This is a genomic window from Flavobacterium micromati (assembly GCF_900129585.1).
In the GTDB taxonomy this organism is placed as follows: Bacteria; Bacteroidota; Bacteroidia; order Flavobacteriales; family Flavobacteriaceae; genus Flavobacterium; species Flavobacterium micromati.
In genome coordinates, this window is sequence record NZ_FQWF01000001.1 from 157926 (window position 1) to 179779 (window position 21854).

At 33.9% G+C, this 21854-nt stretch carries 18 protein-coding genes; 4 read left to right on the forward strand and 14 right to left on the reverse strand.

Translation table 11 applies throughout. The features are described 5' to 3' along the window. Positions 1-8: 8 nt before the first annotated feature. Genes BUB42_RS00645 through BUB42_RS00670 form a run of 6 tightly spaced genes read right to left on the reverse strand, consistent with a single transcriptional unit; the run spans position 9 to position 8450 of the window. The gene (locus BUB42_RS00645) at positions 9-1481 is read right to left on the reverse strand and encodes a cation-translocating P-type ATPase (protein ID WP_073016176.1); all 1473 of its coding nucleotides are present in this window, start codon (positions 1479-1481) and stop codon (positions 9-11) included. 27 nt (positions 1482-1508) lie between these two features. Then, a complete protein-coding gene (locus BUB42_RS00650) occupies positions 1509-2057 on the reverse strand; it encodes a c-type cytochrome (protein WP_073016178.1) in 549 nt (182 codons plus the stop codon). Positions 2058-2065: 8 nt separating this feature from the next. Next, positions 2066-2590, reverse strand: coding sequence for a DUF3341 domain-containing protein (locus tag BUB42_RS00655; protein ID WP_073016179.1), 525 nt, complete (start codon positions 2588-2590; stop codon positions 2066-2068). Continuing rightward, complete coding sequence (gene nrfD / locus BUB42_RS00660) at positions 2583-3986, reverse strand: NrfD/PsrC family molybdoenzyme membrane anchor subunit (protein ID WP_073016181.1); 1404 nt, start codon at positions 3984-3986, stop codon at positions 2583-2585. Before nrfD ends, BUB42_RS00655 begins: the two co-directional genes overlap by 8 nt. A 37-nt stretch (positions 3987-4023) precedes the next feature. Further along, on the reverse strand, positions 4024-7080 hold the full coding sequence (locus BUB42_RS00665) for a TAT-variant-translocated molybdopterin oxidoreductase (protein ID WP_073016191.1): 3057 nt from the start codon (positions 7078-7080) through the stop codon (positions 4024-4026). Between the two features lie 29 nt (positions 7081-7109). Continuing rightward, positions 7110-8450 carry a c-type cytochrome gene (locus tag BUB42_RS00670; protein WP_073016193.1) on the reverse strand — a complete coding sequence of 447 codons (1341 nt, stop codon included), beginning with the start codon at positions 8448-8450 and terminating at the stop codon, positions 7110-7112. Positions 8451-8662: 212 nt separating this feature from the next. Between BUB42_RS00670 and BUB42_RS00675 the strand changes: the two genes are divergently transcribed. Further along, positions 8663-9052, forward strand: a complete 390-nt coding sequence (locus BUB42_RS00675) for a sporulation protein (RefSeq protein WP_073016194.1) — start codon at positions 8663-8665, stop codon at positions 9050-9052. Positions 9053-10386: 1334 nt separating this feature from the next. Here the strand turns inward: BUB42_RS00675 and infB are convergent. From infB to rimP, 3 genes are all read right to left on the reverse strand, one after another. After that, positions 10387-13296, reverse strand: a complete 2910-nt coding sequence (gene infB / locus BUB42_RS00680) for a translation initiation factor IF-2 (protein ID WP_073016196.1) — start codon at positions 13294-13296, stop codon at positions 10387-10389. Positions 13297-13409: 113 nt separating this feature from the next. Then, complete coding sequence (gene nusA, locus BUB42_RS00685; RefSeq protein ID WP_073016198.1) at positions 13410-14663, reverse strand: transcription termination factor NusA; 1254 nt, start codon at positions 14661-14663, stop codon at positions 13410-13412. 13 nt (positions 14664-14676) lie between these two features. Further along, entirely contained in the window at positions 14677-15141 is a 465-nt protein-coding gene (gene rimP, locus BUB42_RS00690) for a ribosome assembly cofactor RimP (RefSeq protein ID WP_073016200.1), read from the reverse strand. A 178-nt stretch (positions 15142-15319) separates the two neighbouring features. Between rimP and BUB42_RS00695 the strand changes: the two genes are divergently transcribed. Both BUB42_RS00695 and BUB42_RS00700 read left to right on the forward strand, forming a co-directional pair. After that, on the forward strand, positions 15320-16150 hold the full coding sequence (locus tag BUB42_RS00695) for a universal stress protein (RefSeq protein ID WP_073016202.1): 831 nt from the start codon (positions 15320-15322) through the stop codon (positions 16148-16150). Between the two features lie 276 nt (positions 16151-16426). Then, entirely contained in the window at positions 16427-17815 is a 1389-nt protein-coding gene (locus BUB42_RS00700; protein WP_073016204.1) for a phage integrase SAM-like domain-containing protein, read from the forward strand. Positions 17816-17922: 107 nt separating this feature from the next. Here the strand turns inward: BUB42_RS00700 and BUB42_RS00705 are convergent, their stop codons facing one another. Continuing rightward, a complete protein-coding gene (locus tag BUB42_RS00705) occupies positions 17923-18339 on the reverse strand; it encodes a hypothetical protein (protein WP_139257240.1) in 417 nt (138 codons plus the stop codon). Between the two features lie 47 nt (positions 18340-18386). Then, positions 18387-19223: a hypothetical protein gene (locus BUB42_RS00710; RefSeq protein ID WP_073016209.1), complete on the reverse strand. Its 837-nt coding sequence runs from the start codon at positions 19221-19223 to the stop codon at positions 18387-18389. Positions 19224-19424: 201 nt separating this feature from the next. Between BUB42_RS00710 and BUB42_RS00715 the strand changes: the two genes are divergently transcribed. Beyond that, positions 19425-20054: a recombinase family protein gene (locus BUB42_RS00715; RefSeq protein ID WP_073016211.1), complete on the forward strand. Its 630-nt coding sequence runs from the start codon at positions 19425-19427 to the stop codon at positions 20052-20054. Positions 20055-20518: 464 nt separating this feature from the next. On the opposite strand, the gene BUB42_RS00720 is transcribed toward BUB42_RS00715, so the two are convergent. The 3 genes from BUB42_RS00720 to BUB42_RS00730 all read right to left on the reverse strand — a co-directional run bounded on the left by BUB42_RS00720 (position 20519) and on the right by BUB42_RS00730 (position 21715). Continuing rightward, complete coding sequence (locus BUB42_RS00720) at positions 20519-20770, reverse strand: hypothetical protein (protein WP_073016213.1); 252 nt, start codon at positions 20768-20770, stop codon at positions 20519-20521. Continuing rightward, positions 20770-21294, reverse strand: a complete 525-nt coding sequence (locus BUB42_RS00725) for a hypothetical protein (protein WP_073016215.1) — start codon at positions 21292-21294, stop codon at positions 20770-20772. The genes BUB42_RS00720 and BUB42_RS00725 overlap by 1 nt, the downstream gene beginning before the upstream one ends. A 241-nt stretch (positions 21295-21535) precedes the next feature. Continuing rightward, a complete protein-coding gene (locus BUB42_RS00730) occupies positions 21536-21715 on the reverse strand; it encodes a hypothetical protein (RefSeq protein ID WP_073016217.1) in 180 nt (59 codons plus the stop codon). Between the last annotated feature and the right edge of the window lie 139 nt (positions 21716-21854).

Here is a 21854-nt window from a genome sequence, read left to right on the forward strand (position 1 = left end):
TTTAAATATTAATAATGAAAATGTTTACTTTCTTCAATGAAAGGATTTCTTTTAGGCAACAATGGTACTTTAGTCATAGCTGTGAATACTACGAAAATGAATAACCCAAGAAAAAATAAGATTGAAGCTATTTCAGAAATTCCTATAAACCATCTATCACCAACCGTGCCAGGCATAATCATTATAAAGAAATCAAGATAATGACCAACCAATATTACTACTCCCGCCATAACAAGAACCCAGCTAATTCTTTTGAAATCAGTATTAATTAATATCAATAATGGAAATACAAAGTTCATTACAACTGCGCCAAAAAACGGCAAATTATAAACATCTATTCTAGTAACGTAATAAGTAACCTCTTCAGGAATGTTAGCATACCAAATAAGCATATATTGGCAAAACCACAAGTAAGTCCAAAAAACACTAAAACCAAACATAAATTTCGCAAGATCATGAATGTGACTAGTATTTACATGTTCTAATGCACCTTTTGATTTCAGGTATAAAGTAACTATAGCAATTGTAGTTACGGCGCTCACCAAAAAGCTTGAAAGTACATACCAACCAAACAATGTACTAAACCAGTGCGGATCTATCGACATAATCCAATCCCAAGACATTATTGACTCCGTTACAATAAAGAATACTAAAAACAAAGCTGAAAGTTTAAAATTCTTTTTGTAGAAAAGATTATCGTTAGCATCATCTTGTGCTAAACAATTTTTTCTAGAATAGTATCTATAAAGATTCCAACCTACTAAAAATATAGCTGCTCTAACAATCCAGAAAGGAAAGTTTAAGTATCCTGCTTTGTTTGCAATTAATTTATCTGTTGCTACAACCTCAGGATCCATCCAAATAAATAAATGATTTATATGCAAACCTGATAATAATAAAAACAAAAAGAAAATAACTGAACCTACTGGCAGATAAGCTGTAATGCCTTGCATAACTCTAAAAAGAACTGGAGACCAACCTGCCTGAGCCACTTGTTGAATAGCATAAAAAGCTAAAACACCAAGCGAAATAAGCATAAAAAAGATACATGCAACATAAAATGCTGACCATGGTTTGTTTTGCAATTGGTGAAGAACATGAGTTAAATGCTCAGTATGTTCTTCCTCTGCTGTCATCACGTGCGCTTTTTCCCTACCTTTAGTTAAATCTGATAGCGGTAAAACTTGCACCTCTTTAATTGAGTCAGCAGCATCAACACCAACAGGCGCTTCAGCATGAGATGCCTCAACTTTATCATCAACAGCTAACTCAGTGTGACTGACAGCATCTCCGTGATGGGTTGCTGAAGCCGATGCTTCATGTTTTGACCCACCATGTTCGCCATGACTTTCTGCTGCAAGAAGCTTCTCAACTTCTTGAATATCTTTTGGTGCAGAATAAAAACCATACCCTATACCTAATATACCTAAGGCCATTAAGATGTAGGAAAGTGTTTTTAATTTACTTGAAAATGTATACATATCTATTACGATCAGTTTGTTCAACAATTATAATTTTTCTTTTAGTTTGATAACGTAAGAAGCTACCAACCAGCGTTCATGCTGATCCAATTGATTTGAGTAAGCACCCATGGAATTCAAACCATAAGTCATCACGTGATATATACTTCCTTCATTAATCACTCTATCCTTATAACTAGGAATACCTAGTAATTTTCCTTGAGTAACTAATTTGCCTTTACCATTACCTTCGTTACCATGACAAATCGCACAATATATCTCGTATAATTCTTTAGATTTACCAAAGTCTTTTTCCGAAATCGTATCTAGTGGTGAAATTGAATTTAATTTTGCTAAATCGTAACCTTCTGTTGAATTTTCATACCCGTAAGGAACGAAACCTCTTTTGATTGTACCACTAGCTGGAAGTTGCCCTTCTTTACCATTCTTAAATGCAGTCGATTCGGCATATGTGTCATACCCAATATGCTCATACATGTTTGGAAAATACTGATAGTTTGGTGCCAAAGTGTCATGGCATGATGAAACTAAAATTGTTATTCCAAAAAGAAACGTTATTTTATAAATACTTTTCATATCTCTAATTAATGCTTATCTATTACTTTGACTTCTATAGCTCCAGTATTTTGAAAGAAAGAAATTAATTCTTCTTCATTATCTCTTACAGCCACTTCCATTAAAAAATGATCATCTGTAGTTCTTACATCTGGATTTTCTGCTTGCTTAAAAGGCCATAATTTACTCCTCATGTAAAAGGTAATTACCATTAAATGCGCCGCGAAAAAAACAGTTAGTTCAAACATAATTGGAACAAACGCCGGCATATTTTCAAGATAACTAAAACTTGGTTTTCCACCAATATCTTGCGGCCAGTCTTGGATCATTATGTAATACATCATCCATGTTCCAAACGAAAGACCAACACATCCGTATAAAAATGAACATATAGCTAATCTTGTAGGTGCAAGACCCAATGCCTTATCCAAACCGTGAACAGGGAAAGGAGTGAAAACTTCTTCAATATGATGATTAGCTGCTCTAGTTGTTTTAACCGCATCCATCAAAATATCATCGTCATTATAAATGGCGTATATTACTTTATTACTCATGGTGTGAATCTTTATTTGCTTCTCTTTCTCTTTTGTAATTTTGCCCTGTAGCTTTCAAAATAGTTTTAACCTCTGCTTGCGCAATCACCGGGAATGTTCTGGCATACAGTAAAAATAGCACAAAGAAAAAACCAATTGTACCTATAAAAATCCCTATATCTACAAACGTAGGTGAAAACATTGTCCATGAAGATGGTAGGTAATCTCTGTGTAATGATGTTACAATAATAACAAAACGTTCAAACCACATTCCAATATTTACTACAATCGAAATTATAAAGGAAAACATAATACTAGTTCTTAATTTTTTAAACCACATAAACTGCGGAGAAAAAACATTACAAGTCATCATCGACCAATATGCCCACCAGTAAGGACCTGTTGCTCTATTTAGAAATGCATATTGTTCATATTCTACACCAGAATACCAAGCAACAAAAAGTTCAGTAATGTATGCAACACCTACTATAGAACCAGTGATCATAATTACAATATTCATCAACTCAATATGCTGAACGGTGATGTAAGCCTCGAGATTCGAAACTTTTCTCATAATAATAAGCAACGTATTAACCATTGCAAAACCTGAGAATACTGCTCCCGCAACAAAATAAGGAGGAAAAATGGTAGTGTGCCACCCTGGTATTACTGATGTCGCAAAGTCCATTGATACAATTGTATGCACCGAAAGTACAAGTGGAGTAGCTAAACCGGCAAGAACTAATGAAACTTCTTCAAAACGTTGCCAATCCTTGGCTCTACCGCTCCATCCAAAACTAAGAATCGAATACACTCTCTTATTAAATGGTGTAATAGCTCTATCTCTCAGCATTGCAAAATCAGGTAACAACCCAGTCCACCAGAAAACTAATGAAACAGACAAGTAGGTAGAAATTGCAAATACATCCCATAGCAACGGTGAGTTAAAATTTACCCACAAAGAACCAAACTGATTCGGGATAGGAAGTACCCAATACGCTAACCATGGACGACCCATGTGAATAATAGGAAATAAACCCGCTTGAATTACAGAGAAAATGGTCATTGCTTCCGCAGAACGGTTAATCGCCATTCTCCAACGCTGACGGAATAGTAATAATACTGCAGAAATCAAAGTTCCCGCGTGACCAATACCAACCCACCAAACGAAATTGGTTATATCCCAAGCCCATCCAACGGTCTTATTTAATCCCCATGTTCCAATCCCTGTAGAAACGGTGTAGATAATACAGCCTAATCCCCAGAGAAAGGCTGTTAATGCAATTGAAAATACAATCCACCAATGTTTATTTGCCTTTCCTTCAACAGGTGCGGCTACATCTACAGTTACATCGTGATAGTTTTTATCACCTATAACTAAGGGTTTTCTAATGGTTGCTTCGTAGTGAGACGACATAATCCTTTATATTGATTCTTAATTAATTTATTTTGTACTAGGTATTTCTAACTTTAACGTGATAAATCACATTTGGTTTTGTTCCAACATGCTCTAAAAGATGATACATTCTCTCATCGCCAGCTAATTTAGTAATAGCTGCACCGCTGTCATTTATATCCCCAAACTTCATTGCTCCTTGCGAACAAGCGTTAGAACAAGCAGTTTGGAATTCACCATCAACTACCACTCTTCCTTCGTTTTTGGCTTTTAAAATAGTTGCTTGTGTCATTTGAATACACATTGAACATTTTTCCATTACCCCACGAGAACGAACATTAACATCTGGATTTAAAACCATACGACCTAAATCGTCATTCATGTGATAGTCAAATTCACTGTTTTTGTTATATAAAAACCAGTTAAAACGACGCACTTTATAAGGACAGTTATTAGCACAGTAACGAGTACCAACACATCTATTATAAGCCATGTGATTTTGACCTTGTCGTGAATGAGATGTTGCAGCAACAGGACAAACAGTTTCACAAGGTGCATGATTACAATGCTGACACATAACCGGTTGAAAAGATACCTGCGGATTGTCACCTGCTGTTTCCATTTCATTAAATGTAGATAACGAACTGCTTAATCCTGATATATTTTCTTTTCTTTCATTATCGCCCTCAAAAGTATCCTCAGACGAATAATATCTATCGATACGCAACCAGTGCATATCTCTACTTCTTCTAATTTCAGATTTACCTACAACTGGTACGTTATTTTCAGCATGACAAGCAATAACACACGCTCCACAACCAGTACAAGCATTCAAATCTATTGAAAGATTAAAATGGTGACCCACAGATCGATCAAAAGTATCCCATAAATCCACTGAAGTAGCTTCTACTTCTTTATGATCTAGCGATACCATCGGTTGTTTATTCCAAAATTCAGCATCTTTAGTGTTAAAAATTTCTAATGATGTTTCCTTAATAATGTCTCCACGACCCATTAACGTTTTTTGACCTTGAACACAAGCAAACTCATGTTCACCATCACCAATTGCTAATGTAATAGATTGTACGTTATTAAAACTTTTGTACAACGGATAAGCGTTTATACCAACCATCATTTCCTCTTTCATTGCCGCTTTACGACCGTATCCCAATGCTAATCCTACTGTTCCGATAGCTTGTCCAGGTTGAACAATTACAGGAACATTTTCTAATTTTAATCCTTCGGCTGTAGTGATTGTTGCATAACTACCATTTAAACCCCCATTCGCTACAATCTCGTTAGATAACTCATATTTCTTAGCATCAGCATTAGACACAGTTAAATAATTATCCCATGAAACTCTAGTAATTGGATCAGGGAACTCTTGTAACCAAGGGTTGTTCGCTTGTTGCCCATCACCTAAACCTGTTTTAGTGTATAAAACAAGTTCCAATCCTTGAATCGCTTTTGACTGCGCCAAAGTAGACGCGGCAGCGTTATAATCAGCCGAACCAGCTCCAATATTTGAACTAACACCTGCATAAACGCCATCATGTAAAACCTTATTCCATGAAGAGCCAGCAATTATTGCCGATGAATTCGCCTTTATATAATCATAAAATGATCCTGACTGACCGTTCAATGCTAATAAAACATCTTGGAATTGTTTAGTACTGAAAAGCGGCCTAATAGTTGGCTGAGTAATGCTATAATTACCTTTTACAATACTCAAGTCATTCCATGATTCCAAATAATGAGGAACTGCAGCTGCAATTGTACTTAACATTGCAGTTTCATCCTCTTTTAATGTAAAGGAAACAGACGTTTTGACTTTTTTCAGTCCTTCTACAAATGTTGTGCTGTTTGGTAAACTATAAACTGGATTAATTCCACTCATAATTAAAGTGTGAACACTTCCAGACTTCATATCAGCAATTAGCTGATTAACTTTGGCATTAGATCCTTTTCTAATTAGTCTCACACCCGAATTGGCGAAAGCTTCACTAGATAATTTTTGATTAATAGCTAATACTAGAAGTTGTGCATTTTTATCTTGAATACCCGAAACTAAAAGACCTTTCGATCCAGCAGCTTTCAACTGTTGAGCCGCTTTAGTAACCTCGGATTTATATGAGCTGTCTAATTTTACCGCAATAGATGAACCAGTAACAATGTTATAAATATGAACTAACGCCTGCTTTTGATTAGCAGTAGACATAGCAAGACGCTTGTCAGCTGCAGCACCAGAAAGGGTCATGTTAGATTCCATTTGAAAATGACGAGACATTCTTCCTCCCTTAGGAATCCTTCCTTGTGCATATCCAGAGGCATAAGAACCACCTTGCCAATCACCAAGAAAATCAGCTCCGACTGAAACGATCAGGGAAGCTTTTGAAAAATCATAATTTACTAAAGCTCTTTCACCATATACAGTTTCAAAAGCATCTAAGGCTTCTGATTCTGAAACGGTATCATAAATAACATGTTTAGCATTTGGGTTTTTACCCAAAAACTCCGCAACTAATTTTTCAGTCGATGGACTTGCAAGTGTATTTGTGAAAAGAACTACTTGCCCTCCTTTTGCGGAAGCATCAGCAATACTTGACTTTATTTTAGCATCCACAGCAGCCCAAGTTGAATTTTTACCTTCAATTTTCGGCTCTTTTAAACGCATGCTATCGTATAATGAAAGTATAGACGCATGAATTCTTGCATTAGCAGAAAAATTAGCTCCTGCAATAGTATTGTTATCTATTTTAATAGGACGACCTTCACGTGTTTTAATCAACAGGTTAGCAAAATCAAATCCATCAAAAACAGATGTTGCGTAATAATCAGCAACTCCCGGGATTATTTGCTCAGGCTGCAGAACGTAAGGTATTGATTTGTTTACAGGACCTTCGCAAGCTGCAAGCGTCGCCGCTGCAGTACTAAAACCAACGTACTTTAAAAAGTCACGACGAGATGTTGATGAAGATGCCAAGGCATCACTATTTCCTAAAAATTCATCAGTAGGAATTGCTTCAACAAATTCGTTATTTTTAAGCGCCTCAACAATAGAACTATTTTCGTCTAGCTCTTCAACACTTTTCCAGTATTTTTTGTATGATGACATATATAAGTATTAAAATCTTAATAATTTGATTAATAATGGCATTTACCACATTCTAAACCACCCATTTGCGCAGCGGTCAATTTCTCCACACCATATTTCTTTGAAAGTTCGTCATGAATTTTAGTGTAATATTCATTTCCTTCCATTTTAACTTCTGTTTTTCTGTGACAATCAATACACCAAGCCATTGTTAATGGGGCAAATTGTTTTTGAATTTCATATTCTTGCACAGGACCATGACAGGTTTGACATTCAACACCAGCAACATTTACGTGTTGAGAGTGATTAAAATAAACGAATGAAGGTAAATTGTGGATACGTACCCACTTTACAGGCTCTGTTTTACCAGTATATTTTTGATTTTCTGCATCCCAACCAACTGCCTTATATAACTTTTGGATTTCGTTATCATAAAAAGCTTTTGAATATTCAGGTGTAGCTGTTGTGTCAGAAACCTCTGCGATACTTTTATGACAGTTCATACAAACATTTAAAGATGGAATACCAGAATGTTTACTTACCCTTGAAGAAGAGTGACAGTATTTACAGTCAATCCCATTACTTCCAGCGTGAATTCTGTGCGAATAGTGTATAGGTTGTATTGGAGCATAATCTTGGTCAATCCCAATTTGCATAAAAAACCCATAAACAAAATACGCACCTGCTAGTAGTAGAAAGATCGAGCTAATCAATACCAAAAACTGATTTCTTACAAATACTTTCCAAATCGGCGTTGTAGGTGTTTTTGGCGTTACCTCAATACCATTAGCTTTAGCTACGGTGGTTAACACTTTATTCACTAAGAACAACATTACGACTAAAATAATCATAACCAAAGCCAATGCCGCAAGAATAATATTGTTTGACATTCCACTATCAGCAGGAGCTGCTCCAGGAATAGCTTCTGCGCCAGCAACAACTGCAGCAGGAGCTGCCGCCTTTGGTTCTGATGTATATGCAATAATATTGTCAATATCAGCATCAGACAATTGCGGAAAAGCCGACATCACTGACTTATTGTACTCTTCGTAAATTTTTATTGCCTGAGGATCTCCAGATTTAATTAACTCTGAACTGTTTCTGATCCATTTGTAAAGCCATGCGGTATCATACTTAGCGGCAACGCCTCTAAGTGCTGGCCCGGTAGCTTTGGCATCCAATTTGTGACACGCGGCACAGTTTGCATTGAACAACTCTTTACCTTTAATAGCATCACCACCACTTGCCGGAGCAGGAGCGGCAGCCGCATCGGCAACAGCAGCATCAGGAGCTACTTCCTGAGCAAAAGAATTTAGAGAGAAAATTAGCGATAAGGCGAAGCCTAAAAATAATTTCCTTGCGATCGAATTATGGTTACCCACCTTTTTCATATTGTATAAATATTATCTACTAAAAATTGGCACAGTTTTTACAACAGTTTTACTGGACTGAAGCCTTCTTTTAAACTTGCACAAAAATACGACTAAAGAACTATTCTCAAAACCCAAAATTTGCCTAAATTTTAATTTATAGTTATTCTAAATAAGACTTCTTTATCAATATAAATTTTTAAATATTATTTTTGCACAAAAACATTCACATTATGAGATTTTTAGCAATTTATACCACCTTTTTATACACCTTAACTTTATGTTTTTCATCATCAATAATTAGCGCACAAAATCAAAACACAACTGTAAAACAAGACTCTAAATTTGAACAACTACTAAATGAAAAGAGAAAAGTTTCGATATTATCTGACGTAAAGGATAAATATCAGATCCAGATATTTAGTGGAGATAGTGAACGAGCAAAAAATACTTTGACTAAATTCCGACAGGAATACACCCTTTTAGATGGAACCATTGTTTTTTTTACACCGAATTATAAAGTCTGGGTCGGCAATTTTACAACACGAATTGAAGCAGAAAGGAATCTAATCGAAATTAGGAAAACTTATAGTAATGTAAATTTAATAAGACCTTCTAAATAATAAATATTACAATTCTAATATTTAGAGTTTATCATTGTGAAGTAATATAATCACTTCCTAAAAAGTATTGATAAAAGCCATTTATAAAAAGTAAGCCACTTCAGATTGAAGTGGCTTACCATTAAACTTAAGTGGCATTCTGGTTAGATTTAAATCTTAATCTATTGTTAATATTACACTGGCACTTTATACAAATTATAATCTTAAATTAGTACGAAAAAGAAATCATTTTGCTATTTTGCCAAAGTAATTTGATACTGTTTTTTAAGTATTTCTCTCTTATTAGAGCTCGTTTTACCGCTGATTTGACACTAATTGAAAGGTTCAGTATCCAATAAAAGCATAACTTTCATCTCGAAATCAGATAAAAACGAAGGCTGTCATCTGTACTAGTCAATCAACCTAGGTATTGAAGAGCCAGAAGTAGTAAATAGTAACCCTTAGCAATCTAAACATAGCACTATTGCGATAACATTATTTAGATTATATACAACATCTTCTTTAAAATACTTTCTGCTATAATTTCTGTTTTAGTACAGTCTGAACTTGCATATTGTCCTAAGTTTATGTCAAAATTTAATCCCTTGTTAAATCTACAGTACTTTGTTAAGGGTAATTTAGTATTCTCGTTAAACAGATAAAATCGCTCCTTTTTACTTGTTGTTATAAACGCATTGCCATCGCAGTTTTATTGTTTACAACATCAGCATAAGTAAAATACAAACCTTTACCGCGAGTTATAAAAACTGCGTTATTATTATCATACTCATTGGCAATAAAAGTGGTAGTTGTTTTTTATAGAACGGTTGTATTTTTATACTTTGTCAATCAGCGTATCAAAGCTTTTTATCCTTTCTTCATGTCAACAAATACCATCTATTCCATTACTCTTGACGATAGCGGCATAAGTTTCTGCCACATCACTGATTCAGCTTTGACTTTCAAATATACCAATCACCATCGCAAATCAAAATTTTAGATGTTGTTACCCGTGTATGGCAAATTACAGCCCGATAATGCGAAAGCTATTTTACTATCGATTGTTCAAAAATCAGCTAATCTTTTTCTGTTAAAACCAACTTTTTGAACGGTTCCACAATTTTTTTTGCCTACCATCGTAAACATTTACAACATAACAATTAAAGTGTAATCCAGTATCTTTTTAACCTTTTAGAGATATTTAATTCCACTTTTGTTTTTGCGACAAACATGTAAATCCAATGGCAATATAAAGCACAATCAGAAATATGGTCAACCTAAAAATATTTACATAAGAATTCTAAAAACGCAAAAAATCCCGACGAATCGGGATTTTTATAAAAATAAAAATTATTCTATTTTAACTTCTTTTTTATTGCAACTTCATGGTACGATTCAATTACATCTCCTTCTTCGATATCATTGAACCCTTTTACTTGAATACCGCAATCGTACCCTTTGGCTACATCTTTTACATCGTCTTTGAAACGTTTCAATGCTAATAGCTCTCCTGTAAAGACAACTACTCCATCTCTAATAATACGCATTTTAGCATTTTTGACAATTTTACCATCCATTACCATCGAACCAGCAATTGAACCTACTTTAGAGATTTTAAATATCTCTCTGATTTCAGCAGTTCCAAGAATTTCTTCTTTCATTTCTGGCGCTAACATTCCTTCCATTGCATCTTTCAAGTCGTCAATAGCCGCATAAATAATAGAATAATAACGGATATCGATTTCTTCTTTATCAGCTAATTGTCTAGCATTTCCAGCAGGACGAACATTAAATCCAATAATGATTGCATCAGAAGCAGAAGCTAACATAACATCAGTTTCTGTAATCGCTCCAACACCTTTGTGGATAATATTAATTTGAATTTCTTCAGTAGATAATTTAGAGAACGAATCAGATAATGCTTCAACTGATCCATCAACATCACCTTTAAGAATGATGTTCAATTCTTTAAACTGACCTAATGCAATTCTTCGTCCAATTTCATCTAATGTAATATGACGTTGTGTTCGCACAGATTGTTCACGCATTAATTGAGAACGCTTAGACGCAATTTGTTTTGCTTCTTTTTCATCTTCAAATACATTGAACTTATCTCCAGCAGTTGCTGCACCGTCAAGACCAAGCACAGATACTGGTGTCGAAGGACCTGCTATCATTACAATATTTCCTCTTTCATCATGCATGGCTTTAATTTTACCATGATGCTTTCCAGCAAGCATATAATCACCCACTTTCAAAGTACCGTTCTGAACTAAAATTGTCGAAACGTATCCTTTTCCTTTGTCTAAGAAAGCTTCCACAACAGTACCTTGAGCAGCTTTGTTTGGATTTGATTTTAAATCTAAAAGTTCAGCTTCAAGTAATACTTTTTCCAATAATTCTTTCACACCAGTTCCTACCTTAGCAGAAATATCATGTGACTGAATTTTTCCACCCCAATCTTCAACAAGTAAATTCATACCTGCTAACCTTTCTTTTACTTTTTCAGGATTAGCGTTTGGCTTATCAATTTTGTTGATGGCAAATATAATAGGAACATTAGCTGCTTGAGCATGGCTAATTGCTTCTTTGGTTTGTGGCATGATATCATCATCAGCTGCAATTACAATAATCGCGATATCTGTAACTTGAGCACCACGCGCTCGCATCGCAGTAAAGGCTTCGTGACCTGGTGTATCTAAGAATGCAATTTTTTGACCATTATCTAAAGTAACTCCGTAAGCACCTATGTGCTGCGTAATTCCTCCAGACTCCCCTGCAATTACGTTTTCTTTACGAATGTAATCCAGTAAAGATGTTTTACCGTGATCGACGTGACCCATTACAGTAACGATAGGCGCTCTAAAGACCAAATCTTCTTCTTTATCCGCAACTACCTGAATTGCTTCTTCTATATCAACAGTTATAAATTCAACTTCGTAACCAAATTCATCAGCTACAATTGTTAATGTTTCAGCATCAAGACGCTGATTCATAGTAACCATGATTCCTAGAGACATACAAGTACCAATAACTTTAGTAATTGGCACGTCCATCATGATTGCAATTTCACCAACAGTTACAAACTCAGTAACTTTAATGGTTTTACTACCTTCATCGATAGCCCTTTGCTCATCATCAGATTTCTGACGGTGAGTATCCCTTTTATCTCTTCTATATTTAGCCGCTTTAGATTTACCACCTTTACCTTGTAGTTTCTCTAAAGTTTCTCTAATTTGGTTTTTAACTTCTTCCTCTGTTGGCTCTACTTTGGCTACAATTGCAGGCCTATTTCCTTTTACAAAACCAGGTCTCGCGCTACGATTAGCATTATATCCACCAGCACTACCACCTACATTAGGAGTAATCTTATTAGGATTAGGTGCTCCTGGAACAGCAGGCGGTCTAGGAGCACCTGGTTTAGGAGCAATCCTTTTACGCTTATTTTTATTTGCATTGGCAGCAGCCGAACCTGGCGCTCCCGGTTTATTTGGAGTTATCTTCGGCTCTTCTTTTTTCTTTTTCGGTTTATTGAATTGAGATAAATCAATTACTTGACCTGTTAAAGTAGTTCCCGATAACTTTTGATATTGGGTTGTAATCGTTTCGTCAACAGGAGCTTCATCTATTTGAGCAGCTTCAATAGTCGTCTCGACCTTTGGAGCAACTGCAGTTTCTTTTAATGATCCTGCTTTAACCTCTTTAATACCAGCAATCGGTTTTATCATTTTCTTGTCTGAAATGATTTTCTCTTCTGCAGGTTTTTGTTGTACCAGTTTTTCTTGTACTAACTTTTCTGGCACAGCCTCTGTAGTAATAGATTTTACTTCTTTGACTTTGGCCGCTGGAGTTTCCGCTTTTTCAACTGTTTTCGCAGCAGATATGATTATCGGTTTCTTTGGATTAAGATCAATCGTTCCTACCTGCACTGGACTAGCGATAACTGCTCGCGCTTTTATCACTTCCTGTTTTTTGAGGCGATCTTCCTCTATCTTACGTTTTTCCTCGATTTCTTTTTCGCGCTCCAAACGTAAAGCTTCCTTTTCCTTTCTTTTTTCTTCTCCTACTTCTTTAGAAGCTTCTTTATTCCCTTTGTCACCAGCAAACTGACCGCACAAGACATTGTATATATCATCAGAAATTTTTGCGTTTGGATTTGCTTCAACTGCAATCCCTTTATCTTTTAGATAATCCACAGCTCTTTCTAAAGAAATATTCAATTCCCTTAAAACTTTGTTTATTCTAATAATTCTCTCTTCAGACATAAAACCTTTTTATTATTATCTTTTTTTGTTATTCCTCATTTTACTCTATACTCAATACCTACTGAGCAAGATTTTGTTGTAAAATGGCATGTTTATAGTTGAAGAAATGTTGACTAACTGTCAAATTCTTCTTTTAATATTCTCATTACATCTAAAATAGTTTCCTCTTCTAGGTCAGTTCTTCTTACTAAATCATCTACATCTTGTTTTAAAATACTTTTTGCAGTATCTAAACCAATTTTTGCAAACTCTTCAATAACCCAGTCTTCAATTTCATCAGAAAACTCAGTTAATTCAACATCATCCTCATCTGCAGTTGCGCCAGCAACGTCACCTTCACGAATGACATCTAGCTCATAACCTGTTAGTAAACCGGCTAATTTAATATTGTGTCCACCACGACCTATTGCCTTTGAAACCTCTTCAAGCTTCAAGAAAACCTCGGCTCTTTTTGTCTCTTCATTAATTTTAATTGAAGATACTTTAGCTGGACTTAATGCTCTAGTAATAAACAATTGAATGTTACTAGTATAATTGATAACATCAATATTTTCATTTCCTAATTCACGAACAATTCCGTGAATACGAGAACCTTTCATTCCCACACAAGCACCTACTGGATCAATTCTATCATCATAGGAATCAACAGCTACTTTCGCTTTTTCGCCTGGAATTCTCACTACTTTTTTCACCATAATCAAACCGTCAAAAACTTCAGGAATTTCTTGTTCAAATAATTTTTCTAAAAACTTCTCAGAAGTTCTTGACATAATAATTTGAGGTTTATTTCCCTTCAATTCAACGCTTTCAATAATTCCTCTAACACTATCTCCTTTACGGAAAAAGTCAGAAGGTATTTGCTTTTCCTTTGGCAATACAATTTCATTTCCTTCATCATCGACCAAGATTACAACTCTGGGACGCACATGATGTACTTCTGCTGTGTAAATGTCGCCAACTAGATCTTTAAATTGCTTATATAGATTTGTATTGTCATGTTCATGAATTTTCGAAATTAAATTTTGACGTAAAGCCAAAATAGCTCTTCTTCCAAGATCAATCAACTTCACTTCCTCAGAAACTTCTTCACCTATTTCAAAATCAGGTTCAATTTTTCTAGCTTCAGTTAAAGTAATTTCCAGATGATCAAAATCCAAATCCTCATCAGCAACGATTACTCTTCTTTGCCAAATTTCCATATCTCCTTTATCAGGATTTATAATAATATCGAAATTATCGTCTGATCCGTATTTTTTTTTCAATGCATTCCTAAATACATCTTCTAAAATTGCCATAAGCGTTACACGATCAATAAGTTTATCATCTTTAAACTCTGAGAATGAATCGATTAATGCTAAGTTTTCCATGCGAATTCTTTAATTAAAATGTTACTGTAACAATTGCTTCTTTGATATTTCCGTAAGATAGTTTCAATTCTTTTTGAACTGTTTCTTTCCCTTTTCCTATTTTTTTGGGTTCTCTCGCTTCCCAAGACAAAATTACAAAATCATCATTAGCATCAACTAATTCTGCTTCAATTACTTCCGACTCCGTCTTAACAATTAAGGTGCGCCCTATATTTCTTTTATATTGTCTAATCAATTTTAATGGCGACCCAACACCTACTGATGCAACCTCAAGGCTATAATCTTGTTCCTCGCGATCTAAATTAGCATCGATATAACGACTTACATCAATACAATCCTGCAAAGCAACGCCATTATCCCCGTCTAAATTCACTATAACTTTGAAAGCATCAGTAACAATAAGATCAATCAAAAAAATTGAAGGCTTTTCTAAAAGGCATTCTGATAATGCCGTATTTACTTTTTCTTTAAATGCCATAGTTTTTATAAAAAGAGGGGACTTAGTAGTCCCCTCATTATCTAGATTTTAATAAATAACGGTGCAAATATAGTGTTTTTTTTTATAAACTAAAATATTCAGATGCTGTAATATAAATTCATATCTTTATTATGGTTGAAATTACATTTTATTTATCATAATTTAACACTTTGTATCTATGAAACGAATTTTAGTTCCCATTGATTTTTCTCAGTATGCCGAAAATGCACTGAAGACAGCAGCTATAATTGCTAGAAAAAATAACTCAGAAATCTTTATACTTCATTTACTTGAACTACCAAGTCAAATGCAGGATGCTTTATCTGATGGTAATAGTATCCCAGAGGTAATGCTCTTCATAAAAAAAGCGAACGAAAAAATAACAAAAATTACAGAACAAAGTTACCTCGACGATGTAATAATTCACGTAATGGTTCGATTTGAAAAAGCGTTTAGCGGAATTCTTGCCTTTGTCGAAAATAATCAAATCGATTTAATTGTTATGGGATCCCACGGAACATCAGGCATTGAAGATATACTCATTGGGTCGAATGCTGAAAAAGTTGTCCGCCTTTCCAATATCCCTGTGCTAGTTATTAAAAAAAATCCTGATTCCTTTAAACCTGATAATTTTGTATTTGCATCTGACTTTTCAAAAGAAATAAAAAAGCCATTTAAGAAAATGCTCAGATTCGTCGAAATATTTGATGCTAAGTTATATTTAGTAATGATTTGCTCGCCTAACAGTTTTAAGACTACGCTTGAGTCTGAAAAAACGATGAATAAATTTGTAAAAAAGCACAATATAAAAAACCATTCTTTACATATTTTTAATGACACAAATATTGAAAATGGTATTATTAATTTTGCACAACATGTTAATGCCGATTTAATTGGTATTTGTACACACGGTCGGACCGGGTTAGCTCATTTTTTTAACGGAAGTATTAGCGAAGACATAGTCAATCATAGCTCTAAGCCAGTGATCACTTTTAGGATCTCAGGATGAAAATGAAGATAAATCGGTCAAATAAAAAAATGAAATCATCGCTGATCTTGTAACAGAAACGTAATTTCATAAAAAAACCCCTCTAACTGAGGGGTTTCCTGTTGGTCTACAAGGACAATTATCCTAATACCTCATCAAACATCAATATACATCAAACCCCCTATAAATACTGGGATTTTTATAATTACTAAAATTACAGCACCTCAAAAAACTTTGTAAAACATCAAAGAATAGCATACATTTACTACGTGATTTACTACGTGATATTATTCGACTATGAAACAACCCAAACACTTTTTCAACTTAGAGGCTACGAAAAACAAGTCAGACGAACAACTTATATTCTTTAACCTATCTTATGGCGTAAGAATATACGTAAAAGAAATCATTAAGTATACTCCATTACGCATCTCAACACAATGGAGTATTAAAAAGGAATATTGGAACGACAAACCAACTTATAGAGCGAACCAAATCTATGTTAGAAAATACGGCAAAGACCTGAATAATTATTTAGATAAAGTTGAAAAAATAGGTTACGACCAACTATCTTACTTTAGAAACACTTATGATAAAGAACCAACCCTTGACGAGTTAAAACAATTGGTACTAGAAAAACTAAACAGATTACCCAAAAAAACCAATGATGTTGGTATAACAGAATACATAACTCAAAGTGTAGAAACCAGAACAACTCTCGATATTAAACACCCTAGACGATGGTCTGATGGAACAGGAAAACAATACACCAATTTAAAAAACCACATATTAAAATATGAGGCCGATAAAAACATAGAATTAACTTTCGGAAGTCTAACAGGTGACATTTTTATGGGGTTTTTCAAATCATTAAATGAAGTACATAAAGAAGAAACAGGTGAGTTTTATGCTCATAATACAATAGCAAAAGAAAACAAACACTTTAGAGCATTATTGACTAGTGCGAAAAATGACGATATTGAAATTGGATTCAACTACAGCAAACCAGACTATTTTATAAAAAGACGTGAAATAAAAAACGAAACTTTCCTTACCACTACTCAATTACAAACGATAATCAACACTGACGTAAGTCATTCCAAAGAATTAACTCACGGCAAAAACTACATTATCCTTTCTTCGTTTACAGGATTGAGAATTGGTGACATGGTCTCGTTGAATGAAGTTAATCCTGAAATTCAAATTTATAATTCAAAAAAATACAACTGCATAACAACACGTATTAGAAAATCACAAGAGAATAAAGACGAACTAATAGCAACTATACCACTACTTGCTCCGATAAAAGAATACCTTCAGTTGAATGACAATAGATTTCCTAAGTTCCCCGCTCAAACCAACATTCGAAAATATGTGGAAAAACTACTTACTCACTTAAAGTTTGAAAATGTTGTTGAAATTAAAAGATATTATTACACTATCGATAACGTGGTATTATCCAAGGAAAAACTTTGCGAGATATTTACCCCTCACGACTGCCGTAGCACCTTTATTTCAAACCTTAAGGAACTAGGCATACATGATGAAGACATTGAACCTATAACACATCCTAAACATAAGTACACTTCTATCGTACAAGTTTACGATAAAACCGCTATGGTTGGAAAAGCAGTAAACTTGATTAATCAACTAAAGTCAAAAAAATCAATCCTATTTAAATATTAAATTATTTGGGATATAAGCTATAAAACACAGCGTTACAAACATAGACAATTGCTCCACCAGAGGTGGATCAATAGCCTACTATATAAAGTTTTTGATTATATCTACAATTACTCTTCATCATTAACCTCATCCATGATTTCAATTAAAACAAATACTGATTTTCCAGTATCCCACAATACTTGAATTGAATTTACAAATACCGAAATTATTAATGTCTCTAGAGCAAATAGAATATAATTCGAATAAAGCACCGTCTCAACCACTCTACTGTCAATTAATAATGCCAAAACAACCCCAATAACAACTAGTACTATTTGCTCCTTCAGAGAAGATAAAAGCTCCTTTGTAATAGGCTTAATATTGATTTCTCGATGTCTTTCTTTAATTTCTTGAAGCTTGGAGACAACCAAACCACAAGTAGCCGTATTAATAGCCATCAATGCCAATTGAATCGTTGTTAAATTTGACTCTAGATACTCCATTAAGAAATTACTCCCTAAAACATGGGAAAGTAAATTAGCCATTAAAGCTATTATTAAAAAAAGCGATATATCTTTTATATAAGTCAATTTTATTCAGTTATGTTTTTCCAAAGTTTAATAACTTGGTCAGGCGACCCTTTAATATTGATTTCTGAAATTCTTTTTGTTGTGACCATATTATCTGTTTTAACTCTCATAGCAACACCAAAAACACTCATAGATATATTACCACCACCCTCACTAGAGTACTCTACCAATCCATCAACTAGCGTATTTGACTTATCTATATTCTCCAACACCCCTTCAACGGGTGCATCAAGCTTTAAGTGTGTTTTATGACTATTGGTGCTCTCAATTAAAGGTTTCAATGTGTCTTTTATTGTGTGTGAAATCTTTGAAAGATTAGGCTTAATAATTTCAAAATCTATTGATTTGATTCTTCCGTGATATTTGTCTACCCAGCTCCAAAAAGTTTTAGATTCAAAAAGCTGTTCGAACTCAATACTTAAACCATAATTTTTTAGATACTTACTAAATATACTAACAAGTACTTTTTTCGAAACATTGGGAGTCGAAAACGCTTCAGGGTTTCGACTAATTGCGATTTTCTGCACTTGTGGGTCAGTATTTATTATTATATAAATATAAGGCTCGGTATTTTCAGGTATTTCAGCAAAATTACGATATATCATTGTCGTTTTTGGATTTGCTAAACGAAATAAGTAACTATTATCTTCAACACTATATAACTCTATAGGAAAATCTTCAGTACGGTTTTGTAAGTCTTGAACAATTTCATCAAAAAATTTATTCTTTTTCTTGACCAACTCATCATAAGATATAACCTCGTCAAAAAGTGAAAATTGACTAGTTGTGATTGGTAATAAATGAAATCTGTATAGTTCAAATACAATAGTCTTATCCATTTTTATAGTTTGTTATTTTTTTATAAATATACAATTCTATAAGAGTAAACCTAACAATAACATTTTTATTAACGAAACTGTACTAAAACCTCAACTGTATCAAAATAAATCTACAAATTACATAATATGACACATCATACTGTATCAAAAATAATCTTTGATTTACTTTGATATGTAAGAAAAACCTGGTATTTTTACATTATGGAAAAAGCAATCATAATATCTCGTTGTTCAACAAATGAAAATCGCCAAGACGTAACACGTCAAAGTCAGGAGTTAATTTCTAACTATGGTAACCAGTACGAAATCGTAAAAGAGTTTACTTATTATAAAAGTGGAACTAAAAACGATGAGGTTAACGCTGAAATCCTAGCCTATGCCATAAAAAATAACATACAACACATAATTGCTATTGAGATATCACGTATCTCAAGAAAAATATCGTCTTTCGCATTATTCTTAGAAAAATGTAATGATAATGGGATTAATATAATAATCGATAATTTTAAACTTCATACGCTATTACCAAATGGCGAAATTAACGGTATGGTACAAACTATGTTGAGCATAGCTTCAACATTTGCATCATTAGAACTAACTATGATTAAAGAACGACTAAACTCTGGTCGTGACAAGTATATTAGAGATGGCGGTAAATTAGGCCGTAAAGTAGGCTCAGAAAAAGACCATAAGAAATTAATTGCTGAACATTCAGACATTGTTAAATTTCTGAAACAAGGGCAATCTATTAGAAACACAATGACCCTTACGGGTAAGAGTAGCGGAACGGTTCAAAAAATTAAAAAAATTTTACAACCCGAATTAGTATAAAATAATAAGACTCGTCGGATCGACGAGTCTTATTATTTTACATAACATTTATTCTATAACATTTGACGAACACCTTAAAGGTTTCCGCCTTTTTAGTAGCATATAACGATATTCTTAAACAAATTTACCATGTTAATACGTGGCCATATATGCTCAAAAAGGAACAAAAAATGACGTTTAAAATTTTATAAAAAAAATTTAAACACCTATTTATATGGCTATATTAAATCAAACCACCTTGTCTATTCTGTAGCAAGTAACCGTACTTGGTTTCGCAACTACCATTAGGGGAGGACGGAAGGACTACCCTATTTGTTCAATCTTCTTTTTAATAACCTCTATTTCTTTTTGAAGCTTCAACTTATTTAATTGCTTTACCAATTCTCGTTTACGTTCAGGGTTACTTTCGATACTTATCTCAATATTCTTAACCCGTATATTATCTATTAAGACCTCTTCATTACTTACCATTCCATACCTATTATAGAACTTAGATTAAATCTGTTTTTATAAATTTCACCATCTTTATAAAGGTCACCATTTTTCAGCCACCATACCTCCTCTAGCACCTCATTTTCCCACTGTATTTTAACACCAATACCACATAACACCTTCCAAAGCGAACCATTACCCTTTAGGTAATTATACATTCGTATTGTAAGTTTTGGGTTAAAATTTTTAAACCTTTCGTAACTAAGCTGTTCTAATTCATTCATTATTTTTTGTTTTTTTTAAAATTATCTATTTTTATTATTTTATTGTTATCTTTTGTGATGTACTGTTTCCAACCGACCAAATCAAATATCCCTGATTGGTGATAGCTTACAGCCGAAAACCCTAAACGAATACATCGTAACAACTTTTTCTTATTATTACACCTCACATAACAGTGTATGTGATTTTGACCATTAGCCTTCTTCTGTTCAATGACATAGTTCATCTCCACTGGCACATCATCCATCTGCTCAATAGCAAACCTCAACACTACCTCTATTTCGTCTTCAGAGTAGTCATGACACAAATCTATACTAAGAGCATAGTATTTATGTTCTCTTATCCTTTGAGGCTTAAAACGCCCTAATAACAGCTTGTGAACTCTCCAAGTATTATTCTTATCTTTATACATTAGTTCTGCAGCCACCTCACCCTGTATTCTACTTATAATCCTCCTTACATTTCTAGTTGATTGTGAAGTATGGACGCTAATCTCTTTTACATTTAAGTACTCATTGTTAATCATTTTATTAATTTATTACTACTACAAATCTATTAGGCACTGTACTAGAGTCCTTAAATAGATTACTTATTTTATAATAAATATCACGGTATTAAGCAAACGCCTTACGGACACGATATTTATTTAAACAACTATAAACAATCCTACATAAATTGTAAATAGTAGCCAAAAATTTTCATGTGTAGCCACATCAAGACCATAGCAAAATGGCCATAAGTAGGCAGTCAAACAAAAACTCTTAATGTTATTTGGTTTTTTGGAGTCTAGACAGTGAAACTAAAACGTTTTTTAAGTAATAACGTTTTCTATTGCTGATTCTAAAATCAACAACAACATTTCCTTCTGCTTCCAACTTCAGTAATGTGTTTTCGCAAATAGACAATATTGCCATCACATCTCTTGAGGTAAGGATTTCCTTATTCATTTTTAATAAAAGGTATTCTTTTGGGATTTTGTTATTCCTACTTAAAGGTAGTAGTGATGTGTGTTTTATTATAGCCGAAACAAACCCCCAGTATCTGGCTAACACTACTCTAACAAAGATACTACAGAAAAACTCATGT

Excerpts from the sequence above, each read along its gene's own strand:
- BUB42_RS00645 (WP_073016176.1), bottom strand. The coding sequence starts at position 1,481 with ATGTATACATTTTCAAGTAAATTAAAAACACTTTCCTACATCTTAATG.
- BUB42_RS00650 (WP_073016178.1), bottom strand. The coding sequence starts at position 2,057 with ATGAAAAGTATTTATAAAATAACGTTTCTTTTTGGAATAACAATTTTA.
- BUB42_RS00655 (WP_073016179.1), bottom strand. The coding sequence starts at position 2,590 with ATGAGTAATAAAGTAATATACGCCATTTATAATGACGATGATATTTTG.
- nrfD (WP_073016181.1), bottom strand. The coding sequence starts at position 3,986 with ATGTCGTCTCACTACGAAGCAACCATTAGAAAACCCTTAGTTATAGGT.
- BUB42_RS00665 (WP_073016191.1), bottom strand. The coding sequence starts at position 7,080 with ATGTCATCATACAAAAAATACTGGAAAAGTGTTGAAGAGCTAGACGAA.
- BUB42_RS00670 (WP_073016193.1), bottom strand. The coding sequence starts at position 8,450 with ATGAAAAAGGTGGGTAACCATAATTCGATCGCAAGGAAATTATTTTTA.
- BUB42_RS00675 (WP_073016194.1), top strand. The coding sequence starts at position 8,663 with ATGAGATTTTTAGCAATTTATACCACCTTTTTATACACCTTAACTTTA.
- infB (WP_073016196.1), bottom strand. The coding sequence starts at position 13,296 with ATGTCTGAAGAGAGAATTATTAGAATAAACAAAGTTTTAAGGGAATTG.
- nusA (WP_073016198.1), bottom strand. The coding sequence starts at position 14,663 with ATGGAAAACTTAGCATTAATCGATTCATTCTCAGAGTTTAAAGATGAT.
- rimP (WP_073016200.1), bottom strand. The coding sequence starts at position 15,141 with ATGGCATTTAAAGAAAAAGTAAATACGGCATTATCAGAATGCCTTTTA.
- BUB42_RS00695 (WP_073016202.1), top strand. The coding sequence starts at position 15,320 with ATGAAACGAATTTTAGTTCCCATTGATTTTTCTCAGTATGCCGAAAAT.
- BUB42_RS00700 (WP_073016204.1), top strand. The coding sequence starts at position 16,427 with ATGAAACAACCCAAACACTTTTTCAACTTAGAGGCTACGAAAAACAAG.
- BUB42_RS00705 (WP_139257240.1), bottom strand. The coding sequence starts at position 18,339 with ATGGCTAATTTACTTTCCCATGTTTTAGGGAGTAATTTCTTAATGGAG.
- BUB42_RS00710 (WP_073016209.1), bottom strand. The coding sequence starts at position 19,223 with ATGGATAAGACTATTGTATTTGAACTATACAGATTTCATTTATTACCA.
- BUB42_RS00715 (WP_073016211.1), top strand. The coding sequence starts at position 19,425 with ATGGAAAAAGCAATCATAATATCTCGTTGTTCAACAAATGAAAATCGC.
- BUB42_RS00720 (WP_073016213.1), bottom strand. The coding sequence starts at position 20,770 with ATGAATGAATTAGAACAGCTTAGTTACGAAAGGTTTAAAAATTTTAAC.
- BUB42_RS00725 (WP_073016215.1), bottom strand. The coding sequence starts at position 21,294 with ATGATTAACAATGAGTACTTAAATGTAAAAGAGATTAGCGTCCATACT.
- BUB42_RS00730 (WP_073016217.1), bottom strand. The coding sequence starts at position 21,715 with ATGAATAAGGAAATCCTTACCTCAAGAGATGTGATGGCAATATTGTCT.